The organism is Acinetobacter sp. G18 (assembly GCF_052660225.1).
This window is the reverse complement of the sequence record NZ_CP109658.1, coordinates 3,310,605-3,332,103: the sequence shown is the minus strand read 5'-3', so window position 1 is coordinate 3,332,103 and position 21,499 is coordinate 3,310,605. Positions and strand designations below refer to the sequence as shown.

Sequence of the window (21,499 nt, the reverse complement as noted above, 5' to 3'; positions counted from 1 at the left end):
ATCGGTATAATGCTGCAAATTTTTTAAAGTTTAAATCTTAAAATAAAGGAGCCACTCATGGCTATTGAACGTACTTTGTCTATCGTAAAGCCTGATGCTGTGTCTAAAAACCACATCGGTGAAATTTTTGCTCGTTTCGAAAAAGCGGGTTTAAAAATTGTTGCGACTAAAATGAAACACCTTTCTCAAGCTGATGCTGAAGGTTTCTATGCAGAGCACAAAGAACGCGGTTTCTTTGGTGACTTAGTTGCATTCATGACTTCTGGTCCAGTTGTAGTATCTGTTCTTGAAGGTGAAAACGCAGTTCTTGCTCACCGTGAAATTTTAGGTGCTACAAACCCTAAAGAAGCGGCTCCTGGTACTATCCGTGCTGATTTCGCTGTAAGCATCGACGAAAACGCTGCTCACGGTTCTGACTCAGTTGCTTCTGCAGAGCGTGAAATTGCTTACTTCTTTGCTGACAACGAGATCTGCCCACGCACTCGTTAATCGAAAGCATTCAAACCAGATAAGTGGTATACTACTTATCTGGTTTTTTTATTCTCTCAAGAGCATATTGTCTGATTCTTGAACAATATCTTCTGTTTTTGACATGGTTTAGGTAAATACACATGAGTTCTGCAGTGGTCGTTTCATCTGAAAATCTTGATGGACAGCAGCAATCTTCGTCCACGCCAGCATCGCCTGCTGCCGAAAAAGTGAATTTACTCGGCATGTCACGCGCGCAATTAGAAAAATTCTTCGAAGATATTGGTGAGAAAAAGTTTCGTGCCGGACAGGTTATGAAATGGATTCATCAGTACTTTGTTACTGATTTTGCTGAAATGACCAATATTTCAGGAAAGTTGCGCGCAAAACTGGAACAGATTTGTGAGATTAAAGCTCCTGAGGTTGTTCACCGTCACTATTCAAAAGATGGCACACGTAAATGGGTGTTTCGTGTAGGTGAGGGCGCGGGTTCATTAGTTGAAACTGTATTAATTCCTGCCGAAGATAAAACAGGTTTGCGCAAAACTTTGTGTATTTCATCACAAGTAGGCTGCGCATTGGACTGCTCATTTTGTTCAACAGGTAAGCAAGGTTTCCAGCGTGATTTAACGCCAGATGAAATTATTGGGCAACTTTGGATGGCAAACTATTCTTATATGGAAGAAGTGCCTGTTGCTGAACGTGAGCGTTCAGTGACCAATGTCGTAATGATGGGTATGGGTGAGCCATTGCTCAACTATGACGCCGTATTAAGCTCAATGCACATTATGCTTGATGACTTTGCTTATGGCATGTCAAAACGTCGTGTGACTTTATCAACGTCAGGTGTTGTACCAAAAATTGACCAACTTGCGAAAGATATTGATGTTGCTTTGGCAATTTCTTTACATGCGCCAAACGATGAACTACGTAATGAATTAGTGCCTATTAATAAAAAATATCCATTGGCTCAATTGATTGCAGCATGTCAGCGTTATATTGCCAAAGATGGTAATGAAAGTGCGCGTAAACATGTGACTATCGAATATGTCATGTTGGAAGGTGTGAATGACCAACCTGAACATGCACAGCAAATGATTAAATTATTAAAAAATTTACCAAGTAAAATTAACTTGATTCCGTTTAATCCGTTCCCGCACGCGCCATATGGTCGCTCAAGTCGAAATCGTATTATCTCGTTCCAAAAAACTTTGTCTGATGCCGGATTTGTGTGTACGATTCGTCAAACACGTGGTGATGATATTGACGCTGCATGTGGACAGTTAGTGGGTCAAGTAGCTGATAGAACCCGCCGTGCTGAACAGTGGCAGAAAAAAGTGACACAGCGTCAAGAGATTTTACGTACACAAGGATAAAGTTGAGGGAAGACTTTGAGTACTCCGAAGTTAAAGATCATGTTATGTATGGGGGTTGCAGTTGCATTTCTGGCAAGTGGTTGTCAGACGTCGCCAACACTAAAAAAGGACCCAGAAAAAGCAGTTAAGGTGCGTACGCAGCTTGCTGCAGAATACATTCGTTCTGGTGACTTGGACTCAGCAAAACGTTCCCTCGACCAAGCTCTAAGTATCGAGAGTCGTGACGCAACGGCAAATATGATGATGGGTATTTTATTGCAACAAGAAGGCAGTAAACCCAATTTAGAAAAAGCAGAACATTATTTTAAACGTGCAATTTCTTCTGAGCCAGATAATGCTCAGGCGCGTAATAATTATGGTACGTATTTATACCAAATGGAACGTTATAATGATGCTGTCGAGCAGTTCCGTATTGCTGGTGCAACATTAGGTTATGACCAACGTTACCAAGCCTTAGAAAATCTGGGGCGGATTTATTTAAAATTAGGTGATATTGCGAGTGCTGAAAAAACATTCAAACAAGCGCTCCTTGCTAACCGTGACTCTTATATTTCAATGTTAGAGTTAGCAGAAATTTTTTATTTGCAGCAGCAGATTCCGGCTGCTACACAAATGTATGAGCAATATGTTCGTACAGTGGGGCAGAAAAATCAGGGTGCTCGTGCACTTTGGATTGGTTTAAGAGTGGCTCGAGCCAATGCGGATAAAATGGGAATGCAAGTTTTAGTAAATCAATTACGTGCTTTATTCCCGGAAAGTCCAGAATATCAACGTTATTTGCAATTACAGTATAGTACTGAGGCCGTATGGAAATAAATCCTAATTCACAGCAGCCAACTGGCTCAAGCTTACCGACTTCTGCTTTAGGAAATATTCAACGTCCTGGTGAGTATTTACGTCAAATTCGTGTTTCTCAGAAAAAAGAATTAGAGCAAGTATCTTCAGACTTAAATATGCCGTTGAAAACGCTAAGTGCGTTAGAGCAAGACGATTATAAATCTTTGCCAGAAGCAACTTTTATCAAAGGTTATTATCGTTCTTATGCAAAATATTTAAATGCTGATGCAACTGCAATTATTCAGCGTTTTGATGAGATTTATGCAAATGATACAGGCCTTTTGCCAAATCATGCTTTAAACAACTCACCAATTAAAATCATGGGTAAATTACCGGGTTCTAATAGTGATCGTAATAAAAAATGGTTAAAGCGTGCATTGCTTGCGATTTTGATTATTGCTGTAGTGTCATTGATCGTGATGGGCGTTCAAAAATGGACTTCAAACAAAGGTGAGACTGAGGTGCCAAAAGCAAATCAGTCTAATGTTGAAGTTTTACCTATGAAAGGAAATGGCTCTGCAACAGCGGGCGATCAATTGGTGTTAAACTTTAACCGTCCAACTTCTGTTCATATTGTAGATGCAACAGGTAAGGTTTTAGCGACAGGTCGTCAGGCATCGACTTTAACCTTAAATGGAGAGTCTCCATTCCAGATTCGTCTTGATGATGCAACAGCTGTGTCATTAAGTCTAAACCAAGAACAGATTTCATTGTCTCCATATACGGTAAACGGTAAAGCTGAATTCCGTTTATCCCGCTAATACCATGAGTTGAGCGATACAATGATAGAGAACCCAATTAAACGTCGACCAACACGTAAAATTCGTGTTGGTTCGGTCTATGTCGGTGGCGATGCACCTATTAGTGTGCAAAGTATGACAAATACCGAAACTTGCGATGTCGATGCAACAGTGGCTCAGATTGAGCGTTGTGTTGACGCAGGTGCAGATATTATGCGTGTTTCAGTTCCTTCTATGGAAGCAGCTGAGGCTTTTGGTGCAATCCGTAAACGTGTTTCAGTTCCACTAGTGGCTGATATTCACTTTGACCATAGAATTGCTTTGGCAGTTGCAGACTATGGTGCAGACTGTTTGCGTATTAACCCAGGTAATATCGGTTCAGACCAGAAAGTTCGTGAAGTTGTTGCTGCTGCACGTCATCACGGCATTTCTATGCGTATTGGTGTGAATGCGGGTTCTCTAGAAAAAGATTTACAGAAAAAATATGGCGAACCTACAGGGCAGGCACTGCTTGAGTCAGCTTTACGTCATATTGATATTTTAGACCGTCTAGATTTCCATGAGTTTAAAGTCAGCGTAAAAGCATCAAATGTATTTTTGACCATGGATGCTTATCGTTTGCTTTCTCAACAAATTGATAATCCATTGCACTTAGGTGTAACCGAGGCTGGTATTTACCGTACAGGTACTGTGAAATCAGCGATTGCACTTGGCGGGTTATTGATGGAAGGCATTGGCGATACCATGCGTATTTCGCTTGCTGCTGAACCTGAAGACGAAATCAAGATTGGTTTTGATATCTTAAAATCGCTTGGTCTACGTTCTAACGGGATTAACTTTATTGCTTGTCCAAGTTGTTCTCGTCAAGAATTTAACGTGATTCAGGTGATGCAAGCCTTAGAAGAGCGTTTAGAAGATATCCGTACGCCAATGGATGTGTCAGTGATTGGTTGTAAGGTAAATGGCCCGGGTGAAGCAAAAGAAGCGGATATCGGGGTTGTTGGGGCTGCGCCTCGCTCACTGGTTTATCGTAATGGTGAGAAAAGCCATTTAATCGATACCGATCAATTGGTTGATGAAATCGAAACAATGGTTCGTCAACGTGTTCAAGAGCTTGAAGAAGCTAAATCTAAAGAAATTATTCGTAGTTCATCATGAGTTCAATAGTCGCAATCAAAGGTTTTAATGACGTTTTACCAACGCAAACATCAGCGTGGAGACGTATCGAGCAGCATTTAGCATCGTTAATGGATGCTTATGGTTACCAACAAATTCGTTTGCCGATCGTTGAACAAACGGGACTGTTTAAACGTGCTATTGGTGATGCAACCGATATCGTTGAAAAAGAAATGTACACATTCTTCGATAAAGGAAACCCACCTGAATCATTAACTTTGCGTCCAGAAGGGACAGCGGGTTGTGTACGTGCGTTGGTTGAACATAACTTATTGCGTGGTGCTACGCCGCGTGTGTGGTATATGGGACCTATGTTCCGTTATGAAAAACCACAAAAAGGCCGTTACCGTCAGTTCCACCAGTTCGGTGTTGAAACTTTTGGTGTTGCAACTCCTGATATTGATGCTGAATTGATTCTGTTGACAGCTCGTTTGTGGAAACGCATGGGCGTTGATCACATGGTTCAGCTTGAGTTGAACACGTTAGGTGAAACAGATGAGCGTGCAGAATATCGTAATGCTTTGGTTGCGTTCTTAAATGAGCATAAAGATGCTTTGGATGAAGATTCACAGCGCCGTTTAACGACAAATCCATTACGTATTTTAGATTCTAAAATTGAATCGACTCAGAAAATTCTGGAAAATGCGCCGAAATTACATGATTTCTTAAAAGAAGACAGTCTAAGCCACTTCCAACAATTACAAGACTATTTGACTGCTGCAGGCGTTAAATTTGTAATTAACCAAAAATTGGTACGTGGTTTAGATTACTACAATAAAACTGTTTTTGAATGGACAACAACATCGTTAGGTTCGCAAGGCACAGTATGTGCAGGTGGACGCTATGATGGTTTAGTTGGTCAGTTGAAAGGTAAGGCAGATCAATCTGTACCAGCAGTTGGTTTTGCAATGGGGATGGAGCGTTTATTGCTTCTACTTGAGCAAGTTGAACAAGCTGAAACTGTACGTGATTGTGAAGCGTTCTTGGTTGCAGAGCCTGCTTACCAAGCTAAAGCATTGGTTTTGGCAGAGCAATTACGCGATCAGCTAGAAGCAGCGAATAGCAATATTCGTATTAAAACGGGTTCACAAGGCAGCATGAAGAGTCAGATGAAAAAAGCTGATCAGGCTGGGGCTGTTTACGCCATGATTTTAGGTGAGCGTGAATGGGAAGCACAGCAGCTTGCGATCAAAGAGTTAGCAACAGCTGAGCAGACACAAGTTGCACTAGCTGAACTCGTACCATTCTTAATTGAAAAATTTACAAAATAAACTGAAACATCTGGAAAAGGACAATCACATGAGCTTAAGTGATGAAGAACAATTCGACAGCTTAAAGTCGTTCGCCAAAAAATATGGTTCTGCCATGATTAGCGGGATTCTCATTGCATTGATTGCCTTTTTTGGGTGGGAATATTGGCAAAAAAGAAATCTTGCAACGAGTCAGACTGAAACTGCAAAAGTACAGCAGTTAATGGATGAGGCAAATGCAACAGCCGATAATCCAAATGCTTTAGCTTCAATAACAGCTTCGGCAGATAAACTTGTAAAAGACGATATTGATTCAGTTCAGGCAATACAAACTCAATTTGTATTGGCAAAGCTTGCATATGAAAAACAAGATTATGCGGCTGCTGAAAAAGCTTTGAAAAAAGTTGAAAACTCAAAAGTAAAAGATGAAGGACTGATTCAGGTTGTAAAATTGCGTTTAGCAGATGCACAATTGGCGCAAAACAAATATGATGAAGCTCTAAAAACTTTGTCTGGTAATGTCGATCCGGCATTTAAAGCAACAGTAGAAGAGTTACGTGGTGATATCTTTGTTGCGAAGAAAGATATTGATTCTGCTAAAAAAGCGTATCAAGCTGCATGGGATTCGTTACTGGAACGTAAACAAGAGCGACAAATTTTACAAATTAAACTCGAAAGTGTTGGCGTTTTAGTTGAAGATCCACAGATTGAGCGCCCAATTTTGGAAACACAGGTGGAAGAGTCTTAATGAATCAGAAATTCAAACTGCCTTTGGCAATTGCAATCGCATCAGCTGTATTGGTGGGATGTTCTAGCAACAAAGTAAAAGAAGCAAAACCAAATCCACTACCGAAATTGACTGAGTCGACAAAGGCTCTAGTACCGGTGTTTGCACGCAGTGTTTCTTCTACGAATAAGGCAGATCCATTACGTTTACAACTTGACGCTAATGAAGGCGTTGTCTTTACACTTGATCCTAAAGGTGAAGTTGCAGCATATCGTGGCAAACAACGTCTTTGGGAGAAAAAAGTAAGTAAATTGGGCTTAAGCTCTGGTGTTGAAGCGGCTGAAGGTATTGTTGTTGTGGGTAACAGCAAAGGTCAGTTATTTGCTTTAGATCAAGCAACAGGTGAACAAAAATGGACTGCACAATTATCTGGTGCATTATTAAGTCCTTCTTTAGTTCAGTCTGGACGTGTGATTACAATTGCAAATGACGGTACTGTTTTTGCACATGATGCATCATCAGGACAACAAGTTTGGGCATACAAATTGCCAAACGTTCAGTTTAGTTTGCGTGGTCAGCCATCGCCAGTGAGCCTTGATTCACGCACTGTTTTAATTGCTTCAGCAAATGCTTATGTGTATGCAATTGATATCATTAGCGGTATTCCACGTTTTCAACGTCGTGTTGCGGTGAGTGAAGGTCGTTCTGATATTCAACGCCTGATCGATATTGATGGTGATCCGGTTGTTGCAGGCCAGCTTATGGTGACAACAAGCTTCCAAGGGCAAGTCACAGTGACTGATTTGGCTTCTCAACGTGTAGTTTGGAGTGAAGATTCAAGCAGTACAAAACGTCCAGAAGTTTATGACAATAAGGTATTTGTTTCGTCAACTGATGGCAAGCTGACTGCTTATGATTTAACGACAGGCGAGCAGCTTTGGCAAAATGACAGCTTGTTGAATCGTCATTTAAGTAATCCTGTTGTATTAGGCCAAAATTTAATAGTCGGTGATTTGGATGGTGTTTTACACTTGATCGACCCGGCAACAGGTAAATTGGTAGGACGTTCTAAAACAAGTGGTGAGGTCAATACATTACGTGTTATTGAGAATCAACTCTACGTTTCGACCCAAAAAGGCGATTTAAGTATTTGGCAGAATCGTTAATTTTGTTCGCTTGTGCTAAAATAGCCGCTTAACAAATTACGCTGTTAAAAATATCGGGGTGTTTGAATTAAATCAGTTCAAAGCCCCGTCTTTTATTATGGTCATATCTGACCTTAAAATATATCTCCTGTATTGTTTCTAATGCTCATGCCATGAGATATGGCTGGTCTTGATTAAGGTTATTGTATGAAACCCGTTATTGCGCTCATTGGTCGTCCGAATGTCGGAAAATCAACGTTATTTAACCAGATTACCAAGAGTCGTGATGCACTTGTAGCCGACTTCGCGGGTCTGACTCGTGACCGTAAATATGGTGATGCGACTTATCAAAATAAGTCTTTCATTGTTGTTGATACTGGCGGTATCGGTGAAAGTGAAGGCGGTATCGATAACTACATGGCCGAGCAGTCAAAAACAGCCATCAACGAAGCAGATATTATTATTTTTGTAGTTGATGCGCGTGCTGGTTTGTTAGCTTCTGATGAGCAAATTGCTCGTGAACTTCGTACTTTAGGTAAGAAAATTTATCTTGTTGCGAACAAGGTAGATGGCGTACATGCTGAAGCTGCTTTAGTTGAGTTTTATAAACTTGGTATGGGCGAACCATTACAAGTTGCAGCAAGTCATGGTCGTGGCGTTCAGCAAATGCTTGAAGATGTACTTGCAGAAGTTCCAGAAGATGAAAACCCAGATGAACATGACAAAGATACTGGCTTACGTTTAGCCATTATTGGTCGTCCAAACGTGGGTAAATCAACGTTGGTAAACCGCTTACTTGGTGAAGACCGTGTAGTTGCATTTGACCAACCGGGTACAACTCGTGATTCTATTTATATTCCGTTTGAGCGTGAAGGCCGTAAATACACCTTAATTGATACAGCGGGTGTGCGTCGTAAAGGTAAAGTTGATGAAATGATTGAGAAGTTCTCAATTGTTAAAACTTTACAGGCTATGAAAGATGCACACGTTGTGGTTGTTGTGGTCGATGCACGTGAAGGTATTGTTGAGCAAGACTTACATTTAATTGGCTATGCGCTTGAAGCTGGTCGTGCCATGGTAATCGCCATTAACAAATGGGATAACATGTCTGAATACGATCGCAAGCAATGTAAGCTTGATGTTGAGCGTCGTTTTGACTTTATTCCTTGGGCAAAAATTCATTTAATTTCTGCACTGCATGGAACAGGGGTAGGTGATTTATATCCTTCTATCCATCGTGCCTATGAGTCTGCGAACTTAAAAGTATCACCAGCGAAATTAACTCAAATTTTGAGTGATGCAACAGAAGCTCACCAACCACCGATGATTAGTGGAAAACGTATTAAAATGCGTTATGCGCACATGGGCGGACAAAACCCACCGACTATTGTGATTCATGGTAACAAGGTTGATAAAACACCTGCGGACTACCGCCGTTACTTAGAGAACGTGTTCCGTAAAGTATATAAACTTGAAGGTACGCCAGTTCGTATTGACTTTAAAACTTCTGAAAACCCGTTTGAAGGTCGTAAGAGTCAAGTTGATGAACGTACAGCTGCGCGCCGCCGTCGTTATATTCAGAAATTCAAGAAAGCGGAAAAGAAATTTAATCGTTAATTTGTATGAATGTAAAAAAGCCCAAAGTATTCTTTGGGCTTTTTATTATATGGTTTAATAAGTTATTGTTACTTTTATATTAGTTTTACTCCCAGATAGAATGGATTTAAAAAATGATTGATAGAAATATTGAAGTCTATACAGGGAAGCTAGATACATTTTTAAAACAACAACAAAAAGACTTTCCCGACTTTCGTACATTTAATGATTATAAAAAGCAGCAAATACAGCACATTAAAAATAAGTTATTAGCTCAAAAGTTAAGTGTAAACCCAACAGATTTGCAATTTGCAAAACATGAATATGGCAAACCTTATTTATTGGGTCATACTTTGCATTTTAACCATTCGCATAGTCAGCAATATTATGCTTTGGCGCTAAGTGAACGTGTTAAAGATATTGGTATAGATGTTGAAGAACTGGATCGTAAAGTACGTTTAGATAGTCTGGCACAACATGCCTTTCACGCTGATGAATATGCAACATGGCAAAATCTAGAACAAGATAGAGAGTTTTGGTTTAAAGTTTGGACCACTAAAGAAGCTGTTTTAAAAGCTTCAGGTCTTGGTATACGTTTGGATTTAAATACTTTAAATACTCAAGTGCATCCTACCAATCATGGTGGATTATGCTCGCATGAACTTATTGGAACGTTTGCTTATCAAAACTTTATCTTAGGTAACATGATTTTAACGGTCGCATGGCGTTCCGAGCAGTCTTGCCGTGGGTTTCAGTTTCCTTCTATTCAGCTTCATTCGCTTGATGGCTAACAAACGAAACAGTAGATATAAAAAAACCGCGAATTACGCGGTTTTTTTGTTTAGAGCAAGCTATAAATTAAGCTTGACCTTCAACGGCAGCAGCTTGAGCACGTTCCATATTTGCTTCGAACTCTGCATCAAAATTGATAGGAGTAAGAAGTAATTGAGGGAAGCTACCCTTAGTGACTAAGTCATTTACAGCTTCACGTAAGAACGGGAACAAAATGTTCGGGCAGTATGCACCCAAAATGTAAGGTAAGCGGTCTTCTTCGATGTTATCGATTAAGAAAATACCAGATTGAGTTACATCTACGATGAACGCTGTTTCATTGTCATTATTGGCTTCAACCACAACTTTTAAAGATACTTCAAAGTGAGTTGGGTCAATCTTTTCTGCAGCAGAAGAAAGATTGATGTTAAGTTCAGGTTGCCATTGTTTAGTAAAAACTTGTGCCCCTGGAACCTCAAAAGAAATATCTTTTGTATAAATACGTTCTAAAGCTAATTGTGGTTGAACTTGTTGTTCTTCGCTCATTGTTTTTTCCTTAATATGGATGCGAGGTTAAGCCAATAATTCGTCGAGTTTACCTTCACGCTCTAAAGCATAAAGTTGGTCAAAACCACCGATAAACTGATCATTAATAAAAATTTGTGGAACAGTACGGTGATTGGTACGTTGCATTAATTCAACACGTACTTCTGGTGCTTCAACAGAAAGATTTACTTCTTTGTAAGCAACACCTTTACGCTCAAGTAATTGTTTCGCGCGAACGCAATATGGGCATACAGAAGTTGAGTAAACAATGACATTTGCTGCCATAACAATTCTCCTTAAGCTTTTGGTTTGCTTTTAACGAGAGGTAAGCCTTGAGCTTTCCAGTTACTGATACCACCATCGAGGCGATAGCTGTCATGGTGAGCGACTTTTTGTAAAGCGCTACCAGCAACTTGCCCTAGGTTGCAAATAAATACCAATGGACGGTCACTTGCTTTTAATTCATCAGCATGACTTGCAATTTGGCTATAAGGAATATTGCGGCTACCACTAATGTGACCTTCGCGGAAGTCTTTGCTATCGCGTAAGTCAATTAAAATAGCATTCTTCGCTTTCACTAAAATACCAAGCGACTGTGGAGAAATTTTACGACCGTTACGTTGACCTTCAAAAATGAAGAACAATACGATCAAGACTCCGAGTGTACCAAACAAAATGGGGTGATTCCCCATAAACTCTAACCAGCGTTCCACAAGTCACCTAAAAAAATTAAAAACAAAATTGACCTAGAGTATAGCGTATATAGATGGTGATCAAAATCACCACTTCAAGGGCAAAAGGGATAGAAAATTAGTTTTTTTGCTGCGCTTCTTGAATCTCATCGATTAAACGTAAGAAGCTATCTAAGCGTCGTGGCAAAATTTCACCTGCTTCAACAGCCTGTTTTAAGCCACAGTTCTTTTCATGAGTATGCGTGCAATTACGGAACTGACATGAACCTAAATGCGCTTCAATTTCAGGGAAGCCCATACGAATTTTTTCTAAATCGAGATGCCAAAGCCCAAACTCACGAATTCCCGGCGAATCAATTAAGGCACCATTTTTACCAAAGTTGATTAAGCGCGTAGAGGTTGTTGTGTGTTGGCCAAGTGCAGAGTTTTCAGAAATAATATTGGTTTTCTGCTCGGCATCTGGAATAAGCACATTAATAAGTGAGCTTTTACCAACACCTGATTGACCAACAAAGGCAACGGTTTCACCATCAAGTCGTTGAGATAATGTTGAAATATCGCCTTTAGAATGACAAATCATGCTTTCATAACCTAAATCTTCATACTCTTTGAGCATGTCGAGAATTGGGTCATTTTCAGTGAGTAGATCTGATTTATTCAGCACTAAAAGAGCAGGAATATTTGCATCTGCACATGCCACTAAGTAGCGGTCAATCAAAGTAGGTGCTGGTTCTGGAAGTGGAGCAAAAACAATAACGATTAAACTGATATTGGCTGCCACTGGTTTTACTTTGTGATAGCGATCTGGACGAGTAAGCAGTGAAGTACGTGGGTGAATTGCAGTAATAATCCCTAAGCCTGTGTTAGGGTCTGCTTGCCACTTCACTCGGTCACCCGTTACCAATAATTCAAGATTTGTACGGGTGTGACAACGCCATACGCTTTTGAGCTCAATCGGTTTCCAAAATGGTTCTGGTTCGCCTTCGGCAACTTGAGGTTTTTCTGGGTGATGCTCGGGTACAGAAAGTGCCTGTACTTCAAGTTGACGGCCATAGTGCTGTACAACCAGTCCATCTAGATCTTGTGAAGTATCGACTTCTTCTTGGCGAGTTTTATGCTGTTTTTCAATACGACGTTGCTGTTGCTCAGTTAAACGACGCTTACGAATTAGAGCCATTCATATCCCAAAAAAACCATTGTTTGAAGACCGCAAAAATAGCACGAAGCTGGTATGGAATTACAGCGCAGAAGCAAGAAATTTGCTACTATTGATGTTTTTACGGCATTTTAGAACGTACATACATGAGCAGTACTTTAAATACACGATTAATTTGGATTGATCTGGAAATGACCGGTTTAGATACCGACAACGACCAGATTATTGAAATCGCAACAATTATTACAGATGATCATTTAAATGTACTTGCCGAAGGTCCGGTTTTGGCTATTCATCAACCTGATCGTATTTTAAATGCAATGGATGAGTGGAATACTCGCCAGCATGGCCAGTCAGGTTTAATTGAACGAGTTCGTCGTAGTAAGTTGACGGCCCGTGATGCTGAGTTACAGACTTTAGAATTCCTAAAAAAATGGGTGAATCCAAAAGTTTCACCCATGTGTGGTAACTCGATTTGTCAGGATCGCCGTTTCTTACATCGTCTTATGCCTGAGCTTGAGCAGTATTTCCACTATCGTAATCTTGATGTATCTACAATCAAAGAACTCTCAAAACGCTGGCGCCCTGAAATTATGAGCGGTCTGAAAAAGAATGCATCGCATTTGGCAATGGATGATATTCGTGACTCAATTTCTGAACTTAAATATTACCGTGAATACTTTTTCATTATGAATACTGATGGTAAAGATTAATGACGTTGTTCAAGTAAAAATGAAAAGGGGGCAGTAGCCTCCTTTTTTGTTGCTGCTAGGACCTTGTTACAATAATGCCAATGGCTAATTTGGCTTTCATATTCATTTTGCTTAAAATGATGTTTTAAGTTTATTTATTATAAAAAGAGAGCATTTATGCAAAGTAATAACCCGATACTGACTCGCGTTGAAACGGTCAGTGACTATAGTCAACCGATGACCGTGCAAGGTGCGATTCAAAAATCTGTGATGTTGACCATCATTGCTGCCGCAGTGGGTGTCGCTTTATTTTTCTATGCAGCCTTTACTGCAAATGTTGGTATTGCTTATGCAGCTTCAATTGTGGGTGCAATTGGTGGCTTGGTTTTAGCTTTAATTACAACGTTTAAACCAACAACTGCGCCAACATTGGCAATTCCGTATGCCTTATTTGAAGGGGCGTTTCTAGGTGGTATTTCGTTTACTTTCCAGTTGAAATATCCTGGCGTTCCTCTTCAAGCTTTATTGGCAACCTTCGTAACCACTTTAGTGATGTTTGGCTTATATAAGTTTCAAATTATACGCGCTACTGAAAAGTTCAAATCAGTTGTGATCTCTGCATCTTTAGCGATCTTTATTGTATTTATCGTGCAGATGGTGATGCGCTTAGCGTTTGGCTCAAGCATTCCTTATATTTTTGAAAGTAACTGGTTAGGAATTGGTTTTGCTGCATTCGTTGCAGTTATTGCTTCACTTAACCTAATTTTAGATTTTGATTTAATTGAAACTAACGCAGCATATCGTGCTCCAAAATTCATGGAATGGTTGTGTGGTATTGCGTTGCTTGCAACTTTAGTCTGGATGTATATCTCGTTCTTACGTCTACTTGGCTTATTGTCTGATGACTAAAATTTAGATCATAAAAAGTCGCTCCGCTATAGGGGCGATTTTTTTTCGTGCGATTTTTGAAAAAAGATGCATTATGCAATTTCGAAAACTGATGAATATTGGCATTATGCTGAAAATTGTTTTGAGTGAGATCGGCATGACACAAGGACTTTTAGCAGGTAAGCGCTTTTTGATTGCAGGCGTTGCTAGTAAATTATCAATTGCTTTTGGTATTGCCCAAGCATTACACCGTGAAGGTGCTGAGCTTGCATTTACTTATCCGAACGAAAAATTAAAAAAACGTGTAGATGAGTTTGCTGAGCAATTCGGTTCTAAGCTTGTGTTTCCATGTGATGTTGCAGTTGATGCTGAAATTGATAATGCATTTGCGGAACTTGCAAAACATTGGGATGGCCTAGACGGTGTTGTGCACTCAATCGGCTTTGCACCTGCACACACGCTTGACGGTGATTTCACTGACGTGACTGACCGTGACGGTTTTAAAATTGCTCATGACATTAGTGCATACAGCTTTGTTGCAATGGCACGTGCTGCAAAACCTTTATTACAAGCTCGCCAAGGTTGTTTATTAACTTTGACTTATCAAGGTTCTGAGCGCGTTATGCCTAACTACAACGTAATGGGTATGGCGAAAGCATCTTTAGAAGCCGGTGTTCGTTACTTGGCATCAAGCTTAGGTGTTGATGGTATCCGTGTAAACGCGATTTCTGCAGGTCCAATCCGTACTTTAGCTGCTTCTGGTATTAAATCTTTCCGTAAAATGTTAGATGCTAACGAAAAAGTTGCACCATTAAAGCGTAACGTAACGATTGAAGAAGTAGGTAATGCCGCGTTATTCCTATGCTCACCTTGGGCTTCAGGTATTACTGGTGAAATTCTATATGTAGATGGTGGTTTCAATACTGTAGGTATGAGCCAATCTATGATGGATGATGAATAAGTTTTAAAATTTATTCAGACATAAAAAAAGCCGTAGTTGAATGACTACGGCTTTTTTAGTGGGCGCAAGTTATTGCGGCAACTCTTTTACAGGCGAACCACCTAACGCCTGCATAAGGGTAACATAAGCGTTGTATTGGCTTTGCTTGGTTTCAACAAGACTCAAGCGCGCAGTACGTGTAGTTTGCTGAGCATCGAGAAGTGTTTTCAATGCAACAGCACCATAACGATAACGCACTTCAGTTAAACGTTCGGTTTTTTCTGCAAGTTCAACATTACGTGCTTGAAACTCTACTTGTTTGTCGAGTTCAGTACGACTTGATAATGCATTTTCTACATCAGCAAAAGCTTGATAAAGCGTTTGGCGATATTGAATAATCGCTTTTTCATAGTCTAGGTCACTAATCGCAATATTTTTTTTCATATCGTTATATTGCAAAAACGGTAAGCTTAAACTCGCCCCAAGTGTAAGGGCAGGGTTGCGTAACAACTCCGTTAACGACGTGCTACTTGAACCTAAACTACTGGTTAAGCTAATTGATGGATAGTAGCTTGCTTTTGTTGCATCTTTGGTTGCTAGAGTTTCTCGTAAGCGAAGCTCGGCTGCTTGCAAGTCTGGACGACGTGACAAAATATCCGCTGGTAAACCAGCATCAATAGCAGGGAGTGCAGTACGTGGTAAACGTTGTGGTTCTTGAATGTTGAGCTGCTGTACAGGTTCATGCAATAACACTGCAATCGCTGTACGGGTTTCAACAAGCTGTTGTTCAATTTGACTTAAACTTGCTTTTTGGCTTTGAACAGACTGTTCGGCTTGCGTGAGGTCTAAGCCTGAAACTGCGCCAGCTTTATATTGGGTTTGAACCAACTGATAAAGCTTTTGTGAAGTGGCTAAGCTTTGCTGCGCAGTTGCATAACGTTCATTTAAGTAGCCGAGTTGCCAGTAGAGTTTCGCTGTAGTAGCAATCAGACTTTGCCCTGTAGACTGCAAATCTTGTTCAGTTGCCAAGGCTTCCCATTTGCTCGCTTCGGTTTGACGAGCAAGCTTGCCAAACAAATCAAGCTCATAGCTTACACCCGCACTCATTGATAAGCCTTTAGAGCTGTCATCACCTGAATTTAAATCAAAAGTATGGCCTGTAGAAACATTTGAACTGGTACGTAAGCCTTGTTGATTTGCAGTTAAATCAGCTTTCAAGCGAGCTTGCTTTAAGGTGATTCCTGCAACAGCCAAATCGCTATTGCGTTGTAACACGTTATTTACAAGCTGGTTGAGTTGAGCATCGTTAAAAAGCGTCCACCAACGGTCAGAATATTGCTCGACTGATGCTGTTTTTGTTTTAGTTGCATCGTATTGGAAGCTACCCGGAACCTGTACAGACGGTGCTTGGTAAGGTGTTTTAACCATTGCCGCACATCCCACAAGAGAACTGCTGAGGAGAAGTGCTGCGCTAAGTTTAGTCATTGAAAAAGACATGCAATTTTCCTTATTCTCGTGATAGTGCTGCAACAGGATCGAGTTTTGCGGCATTTTTGGCAGGCAAGAAACCGAATACGACACCAATTAATGTTGAGCAAACAAATGCAGCCACAATCGAAGTCGTGGAATATGCCACTGCGAAATTACCTGCGGCTACTTTGTTAATGAGCTGCCCTAGACCCAGTGAAAGCAATACGCCAAGTACACCACCAATTAAACACACTAAAATTGCTTCGATTAGGAACTGCTGCAAAATATCACTTTGTCGAGCACCGACAGCCATACGTACCCCAATTTCTTGAGTACGTTCAGTCACCGAAACCAACATAATATTCATTACACCGATACCACCAACCACCAAAGAAATGACAGCAATTGCTGAGACCAGAAGCGTCATGGTGCTGGTTGTTTTCTCAATGGTTTGGCGAATACTGTCGCTGTTCATGGTGAAAATATCTTGGGCACCGTGGCGCTGTGTTAATAGGTTAACAATCGCGTTTTCAGCGGCGCTGGTCGAATATTTATCGTTAATACGTACGACAATATTACGAACATGGGCTTGCCCTAACATACGGCTCATGACCGTGGTATAAGGCATATACACATTGAGTGTGTCATCTGAACCCATACCGCTAGTTTGAGGCTCTACAATCCCGATAATACGAGCCGGCACACTACCTAGTAATACCACTTGCCCAATTGGGTTGGTGCCATCACTAAAGAATTGTTTTTGAGTATTGGTATCAATGACTACATCTTGTGAGCGGTCGCGGACACTACGCTGGTCAAAGGTTTGACCATCTTTGAAGACAAGTCCCTTTACGTCAAAGAAGTCGTTACTTACGCCATTAATGGTCGCATTCGCTTCATTTTGTTGATAACGCATAGTCTTGGATGTGCTGACCATTGGACTGACCGCACTCACATAAGGCTGCGTCATTAATGCGTCAGCATCGGCAGGGACCAATGTTTTAAAATTGGCTGTTTTGGAGTTATCACCAAAACCACGACCTTGGAATACCGTAATTGTGTTAGTACCGAGGCCACTAATATTTTCCAAAATCTGCTTTTGTGAACCATTGCCCAGCGCCACCACCGTTACGACAGATGCAATACCAATAATGATCCCTAGCATAGTCAAAAAGGTACGCATGCGATGTGCGTTCATGGACAGCAAAGCCATTTGGAACGCTTCAGATAAGCGGTCTAAGGTTGAACGCCAAGCTGAAATGCTTTTGCCTTTTTTCTGCTTGTTTTGTAGAGCAGGGGCTGCATCTGGGTCAGATTTAACTTCTTCTACAGATTGGTCTGGAACATTAGGACGGTCACTAATAATTTCGCCGTCACTAATTTCGATAATACGCGTTGCATTTTTTGCAACTTGCATATCGTGTGTAACCAAAATAATGGTGTGGCCAGCCGCATTGAGTTCACGCAAAATTCGCATCACCTCAACACCACTATGTGAGTCGAGTGCACCTGTTGGTTCGTCGGCTAAGATTACATCGCCGCCATTCATTAAGGCGCGGGCAATCGAAACACGTTGCTGTTGACCACCGGAAAGTTGGCTTGGTCGGTTTTGAGTTTTAGTGCCCAGACCCAACTCAGTGAGTAGGGCTGTTGCACGTTGTTTACGGTCCGAAGGAGTAACACCCGCATAAACAGCTGGAACTTCAACGTTACCTTCGGCAGATAAGTCCCCGAGTAAATGATAACGCTGGAAAATAAAACCAAAATATTCGCGGCGTAACTGCGCTAACTGGTCGGGTTCTAGCTTACCGGTTTCTTGACCATTAACCTTATAACTCCCACTGGTTGGGCGGTCCAGACAGCCCAAAATATTCATAAGTGTTGATTTACCAGAGCCGGACTGACCGACAATGGCAACCAGTTCACCTTCATAAATGGTCAGGTCAATGCCTTTTAAAATTTGAATCGTGCTTTCGCCAGCAGGGAATTCCCGGACCAGATTGCTGACTTCAAGCAAAGCTTGTTTTGTCATGCTTACATTCCCATTGGACCGCTACGGCGACGGTTATTACCACTATTTGCAGAAGCAGCAGAGTTTTCTGAACTATCAGCAATCACAACTTGGTCACCTTGTTTTAATCCGGCAAGTACTTGTGCATTTACACGGTTGTTAATACCCACCAAAATTTGCGTTGGTTTAGTCGTACCGTCTGCTTGTAAAATACGAACGACACTAAGCGTTGCTTTGCCTTGTTCAATAAGTTGTTTTTGTTCAGGAGTTAAATTTAAGCGTTCTAAACGAGCACCATTACCTTCATGTTTTCGCTCTGCTCTTGGTGTAGAGCTTGCTTTGTCAGCTGACTGACCAGGTTTTCTTTGACCAGAAAACTGTTTACTACTTAAAGCAGAAGATGGAACCAATAAGGCATTTTTTGCTGAATCTAATACGATATAAACTTGAGCAGTCATATCAATACGCAATTTGCCATCTGTATTTGGCACGTCAAATAAAGCGTTGTAGTAAACAGCTGAACTGCTAGTTGAACTTGTTGTGCTGTTTGATTCACTAGAAATTGAATCTGGAGCTGGTTCAATCTGACGTAATGTCGCATAACGCTTGCTGTCATCGCCTAGAGTAGTGAAGTAGACCTGTTGGCCTTTTTCTACTCGCATAATATCGGCTTCACTCACTTGCGCTTTAATCGTCATATTTTGCAGTTTTGCAATTTTAACGATTGTAGGAGCGCTTTGGTTCGCGTTTACGGTTTGGCCTTCTTCAGTCACAATCGCAACAACCGTACCATCAGTTGGCGCAACAATACGTGTATAGCCAATGTTTGTTTGTGCTGTTGAACGAGTAACTTTTGCAGACTCAATTTGTGCATCTAATGCTTTAACTTGTGCCTGAGCGGTTTTATAAGCAGCTTCAGCTGACTCTAAATCTGCACGAGGTGTTGCATCTTGAGCATACATTTGTTGCTGACGACGATACTCAAGTTGTTTTTCATTTAAAGATGCCACTTGTTGAAGGCGCTGTGCTTCTAAGTTTTTAATATTGGCATCGGATGTTTTTAAACTGTTTTCTTGGGTAGTCGAGTCAATTTGTGCAATGAGTTGACCTTGTTTGACCTGATCGCCAAGCTGTACATACATCTTTTTAACCTGACCAGATACCTGAGCACCGACACTAATCAGTTTGGTTGCATCAAGCGTACCAGTTGCAAGTACATTATTCTCAATATCTCCGCGAGTTACCTCAGCTGTAATATATTGAGGCTGCTGTTGTTTAGGCTTTAAAAACTTCCAAGCTAATACAGCAATAACGGCTATACAGACGACAATAATAACGAGTTTAATTGGCTTTATTTTTGGCATGGCGAGAGGTCGAAAAGTCTAAAATTTTAATTAGTATAAGAGTCAATTGAGGATAAAACGTGAATTTTTATGATATTTCAATCAAGCAGGCAAAGGATTTGACTGCTCTATTGTATAAATAATGTTTTCCCACACAACTCGGCAATCGCTTGTTGCATTAAATGTTCGGCATTTTCATTAGACATGCCTTTAATTGCCGCATCGATTTGCAAGAGTAGGGTAGACCAGCCTAAAAACTGCTGTGGATTAAGTCTTCTTAACGCTTGCTGATATAAGCTGACTTTGGTTTTCCAAATACCAAGTTGCAATGCATTATGCGGTTGTTCGAACAACTGCATGAGTAAACGCATTTCTTTACTTAATGTCCATAAGATTAGGCTTTCAGGTTCACCAGAACCAATTAAATACTGGAAAATCTTAATCGACTGGGCGAGATTACCTTCTAATAAAGCATCGCTTAAGTCGTAAGTGGTGTAACGGGACTGATCTTGTAGACATGCATATAACTGTTCAATTTGAATCAGCTTCTGGTCTGGGAAAGTATCACGTACACGCATCAAGCTATTTTTAGCAGCGAGTAAATTGTGTTCGTGATGCTGCATGAGCCACTGCCACGCGTCATTGTCGAGTTGAATTTCGAGCTTCTCTGCTTCAGCAGTTAAAATTCTTTGACGGTCTTGCGGATAGTTGGCAGTCAAAGCAACAACAACGCCGTTTGCTTCGACAACTTGGAAAAAAGCAGACTTTAAACTGCTACTGTCTTGTTTAGGTAAAACAATTAATAGCAGGTTAGTTTCATTATGCTGAATATAGCTTTTAAGCTGTTTTAGACCATTTGCATCGGGCTTGATATTGCCGTGAACTTCAATCGCAAGTTGCTGCGAAAATAAAGACAAGCTGTTCAGTGCATTAAAAACATTTTTCCAGTCACTCACGCTACTAATGTCATAGCGCTGTCTTTCAATGTCTTGCTGCTGCCAGCTTTTGCGGAAAGTATCTAATAAGTTTTGTTCAAGTAATGGTTCCTGTCCATGCAGGATCCACGCACCCCGAGCTTCCGGAATGCGTTTAAGAGCTTGTAAATAGTCAAGTTTCATTACTTAAGAACAATTAAATCTTATGGTTGAGCTTTTGGTAAGCGGTTTGCTGAAATTTGACGAGTAATTTGCTGTGCAATGTCATCAATCACAATACGTTGTAAGTAACCTTCTTGCTGGTTCTCAGTGTTAACCGTTGCCAAGTCGTATTGATAACTACGAGATGCAGTTAAAGTACGTGGCTCGGTAATTTTATTACCTTGACGGTCTTCAATCTGGAAAGTCACAGTTAAGCGTAATAACACTTCTGTAAGCTTACCATTTAGAAGTTGACGACGCGGTGTGTACTCTAAAACATGAAGAACATACGCATCATTGTCATTGCTGAACTGAACGCCATTTGCAGCTAAATACACTTTTAATTGTGTTTCTAGGTCATCGGTTTTTGCCGGTAACTCAAGGCTTAACTTTTTATAAACAAGTGGAGTCGCAGTCGGGTTAGTTCCTTTTAAATGGAAACCACACCCGACTAAGCCTGCACTAAGGCCTAAGGTTAAAACAACAGCGGCTAAACGTTTGGCTAAGTGCATGCTTGATCCTCTCATTAATACCTGTAA

General features: G+C 40.8%; 22 protein-coding genes. 13 read left to right on the top strand and 9 right to left on the bottom strand.

All coding sequences use genetic code 11. The annotated features are described in order from the left end of the window. Window positions 1-57 precede the first annotated feature (57 nt). The 10 genes from ndk to NE363_RS15710 all read left to right on the top strand — a co-directional run bounded on the left by ndk (window position 58) and on the right by NE363_RS15710 (window position 10,106). On the top strand, window positions 58-489 hold the full coding sequence (gene ndk / locus NE363_RS15755) for a nucleoside-diphosphate kinase (RefSeq protein WP_000963851.1): 432 nt from the start codon (window positions 58-60) through the stop codon (window positions 487-489). A 122-nt stretch (window positions 490-611) separates the two neighbouring features. Beyond that, a complete protein-coding gene (rlmN, locus tag NE363_RS15750) occupies window positions 612-1,844 on the top strand; it encodes a 23S rRNA (adenine(2503)-C(2))-methyltransferase RlmN (protein WP_151682915.1) in 1,233 nt (410 codons plus the stop codon). A 15-nt stretch (window positions 1,845-1,859) separates the two neighbouring features. Then, window positions 1,860-2,660, top strand: a complete 801-nt coding sequence (gene pilW, locus NE363_RS15745; protein WP_004698762.1) for a type IV pilus biogenesis/stability protein PilW — start codon at window positions 1,860-1,862, stop codon at window positions 2,658-2,660. Next, entirely contained in the window at window positions 2,651-3,442 is a 792-nt protein-coding gene (locus NE363_RS15740) for a helix-turn-helix domain-containing protein (RefSeq protein ID WP_004698761.1), read from the top strand. Before pilW ends, NE363_RS15740 begins: the two co-directional genes overlap by 10 nt. Before the next feature lie 21 nt (window positions 3,443-3,463). Next, window positions 3,464-4,579, top strand: a complete 1,116-nt coding sequence (ispG, locus tag NE363_RS15735; protein ID WP_004698760.1) for a flavodoxin-dependent (E)-4-hydroxy-3-methylbut-2-enyl-diphosphate synthase — start codon at window positions 3,464-3,466, stop codon at window positions 4,577-4,579. Next, complete coding sequence (gene hisS, locus NE363_RS15730; RefSeq protein WP_445535421.1) at window positions 4,576-5,868, top strand: histidine--tRNA ligase; 1,293 nt, start codon at window positions 4,576-4,578, stop codon at window positions 5,866-5,868. The genes ispG and hisS overlap by 4 nt, the downstream gene beginning before the upstream one ends. A gap of 28 nt (window positions 5,869-5,896) precedes the next feature. Beyond that, entirely contained in the window at window positions 5,897-6,595 is a 699-nt protein-coding gene (locus tag NE363_RS15725; protein WP_002053293.1) for a YfgM family protein, read from the top strand. Then, window positions 6,595-7,740, top strand: a complete 1,146-nt coding sequence (bamB, locus tag NE363_RS15720; RefSeq protein WP_445535420.1) for an outer membrane protein assembly factor BamB — start codon at window positions 6,595-6,597, stop codon at window positions 7,738-7,740. Before NE363_RS15725 ends, bamB begins: the two co-directional genes overlap by 1 nt. Before the next feature lie 186 nt (window positions 7,741-7,926). Beyond that, on the top strand, window positions 7,927-9,336 hold the full coding sequence (gene der / locus NE363_RS15715; RefSeq protein ID WP_019458083.1) for a ribosome biogenesis GTPase Der: 1,410 nt from the start codon (window positions 7,927-7,929) through the stop codon (window positions 9,334-9,336). A 113-nt stretch (window positions 9,337-9,449) separates the two neighbouring features. After that, complete coding sequence (locus tag NE363_RS15710; RefSeq protein WP_019458084.1) at window positions 9,450-10,106, top strand: 4'-phosphopantetheinyl transferase family protein; 657 nt, start codon at window positions 9,450-9,452, stop codon at window positions 10,104-10,106. Window positions 10,107-10,173: 67 nt separating this feature from the next. Here the strand turns inward: NE363_RS15710 and secB are convergent, their stop codons facing one another. The 4 genes from secB to rsgA all read right to left on the bottom strand — a co-directional run bounded on the left by secB (window position 10,174) and on the right by rsgA (window position 12,501). Further along, entirely contained in the window at window positions 10,174-10,632 is a 459-nt protein-coding gene (gene secB / locus NE363_RS15705) for a protein-export chaperone SecB (RefSeq protein WP_004698753.1), read from the bottom strand. Window positions 10,633-10,659: 27 nt separating this feature from the next. Next, on the bottom strand, window positions 10,660-10,917 hold the full coding sequence (grxC, locus tag NE363_RS15700; protein WP_002114715.1) for a glutaredoxin 3: 258 nt from the start codon (window positions 10,915-10,917) through the stop codon (window positions 10,660-10,662). An 11-nt stretch (window positions 10,918-10,928) separates the two neighbouring features. Next, window positions 10,929-11,345 carry a rhodanese-like domain-containing protein gene (locus NE363_RS15695; RefSeq protein WP_004698745.1) on the bottom strand — a complete coding sequence of 139 codons (417 nt, stop codon included), beginning with the start codon at window positions 11,343-11,345 and terminating at the stop codon, window positions 10,929-10,931. Window positions 11,346-11,442: 97 nt separating this feature from the next. Continuing rightward, the gene (rsgA, locus tag NE363_RS15690; protein ID WP_004698743.1) at window positions 11,443-12,501 is read right to left on the bottom strand and encodes a ribosome small subunit-dependent GTPase A; all 1,059 of its coding nucleotides are present in this window, start codon (window positions 12,499-12,501) and stop codon (window positions 11,443-11,445) included. 125 nt (window positions 12,502-12,626) lie between these two features. Here rsgA and orn point away from each other — a divergent pair, with 125 nt between their 5' ends. The 3 genes from orn to NE363_RS15675 all read left to right on the top strand — a co-directional run bounded on the left by orn (window position 12,627) and on the right by NE363_RS15675 (window position 15,021). Further along, window positions 12,627-13,193: an oligoribonuclease gene (gene orn, locus NE363_RS15685; protein WP_002053300.1), complete on the top strand. Its 567-nt coding sequence runs from the start codon at window positions 12,627-12,629 to the stop codon at window positions 13,191-13,193. 156 nt (window positions 13,194-13,349) lie between these two features. Continuing rightward, the gene (locus NE363_RS15680; protein ID WP_001191562.1) at window positions 13,350-14,081 is read left to right on the top strand and encodes a Bax inhibitor-1/YccA family protein; all 732 of its coding nucleotides are present in this window, start codon (window positions 13,350-13,352) and stop codon (window positions 14,079-14,081) included. 136 nt (window positions 14,082-14,217) lie between these two features. Continuing rightward, entirely contained in the window at window positions 14,218-15,021 is an 804-nt protein-coding gene (locus tag NE363_RS15675; protein ID WP_004698737.1) for an enoyl-ACP reductase FabI, read from the top strand. Window positions 15,022-15,090: 69 nt separating this feature from the next. On the opposite strand, the gene NE363_RS15670 is transcribed toward NE363_RS15675, so the two are convergent. The 5 genes from NE363_RS15670 to NE363_RS15650 form a co-directional block, all read right to left on the bottom strand. Continuing rightward, window positions 15,091-16,485 carry an efflux transporter outer membrane subunit gene (locus NE363_RS15670; RefSeq protein WP_445536394.1) on the bottom strand — a complete coding sequence of 465 codons (1,395 nt, stop codon included), beginning with the start codon at window positions 16,483-16,485 and terminating at the stop codon, window positions 15,091-15,093. A gap of 22 nt (window positions 16,486-16,507) precedes the next feature. Further along, window positions 16,508-18,502 carry a MacB family efflux pump subunit gene (locus tag NE363_RS15665; protein WP_263612918.1) on the bottom strand — a complete coding sequence of 665 codons (1,995 nt, stop codon included), beginning with the start codon at window positions 18,500-18,502 and terminating at the stop codon, window positions 16,508-16,510. Window positions 18,503-18,504: 2 nt separating this feature from the next. Beyond that, the gene (locus NE363_RS15660; protein WP_311069577.1) at window positions 18,505-19,845 is read right to left on the bottom strand and encodes a MacA family efflux pump subunit; all 1,341 of its coding nucleotides are present in this window, start codon (window positions 19,843-19,845) and stop codon (window positions 18,505-18,507) included. 107 nt (window positions 19,846-19,952) lie between these two features. Then, complete coding sequence (gene holA / locus NE363_RS15655; protein ID WP_019458091.1) at window positions 19,953-20,942, bottom strand: DNA polymerase III subunit delta; 990 nt, start codon at window positions 20,940-20,942, stop codon at window positions 19,953-19,955. A 20-nt stretch (window positions 20,943-20,962) separates the two neighbouring features. After that, window positions 20,963-21,472: an LPS-assembly lipoprotein LptE gene (locus NE363_RS15650; protein ID WP_004698727.1), complete on the bottom strand. Its 510-nt coding sequence runs from the start codon at window positions 21,470-21,472 to the stop codon at window positions 20,963-20,965. Window positions 21,473-21,499: the final 27 nt, after the last annotated feature.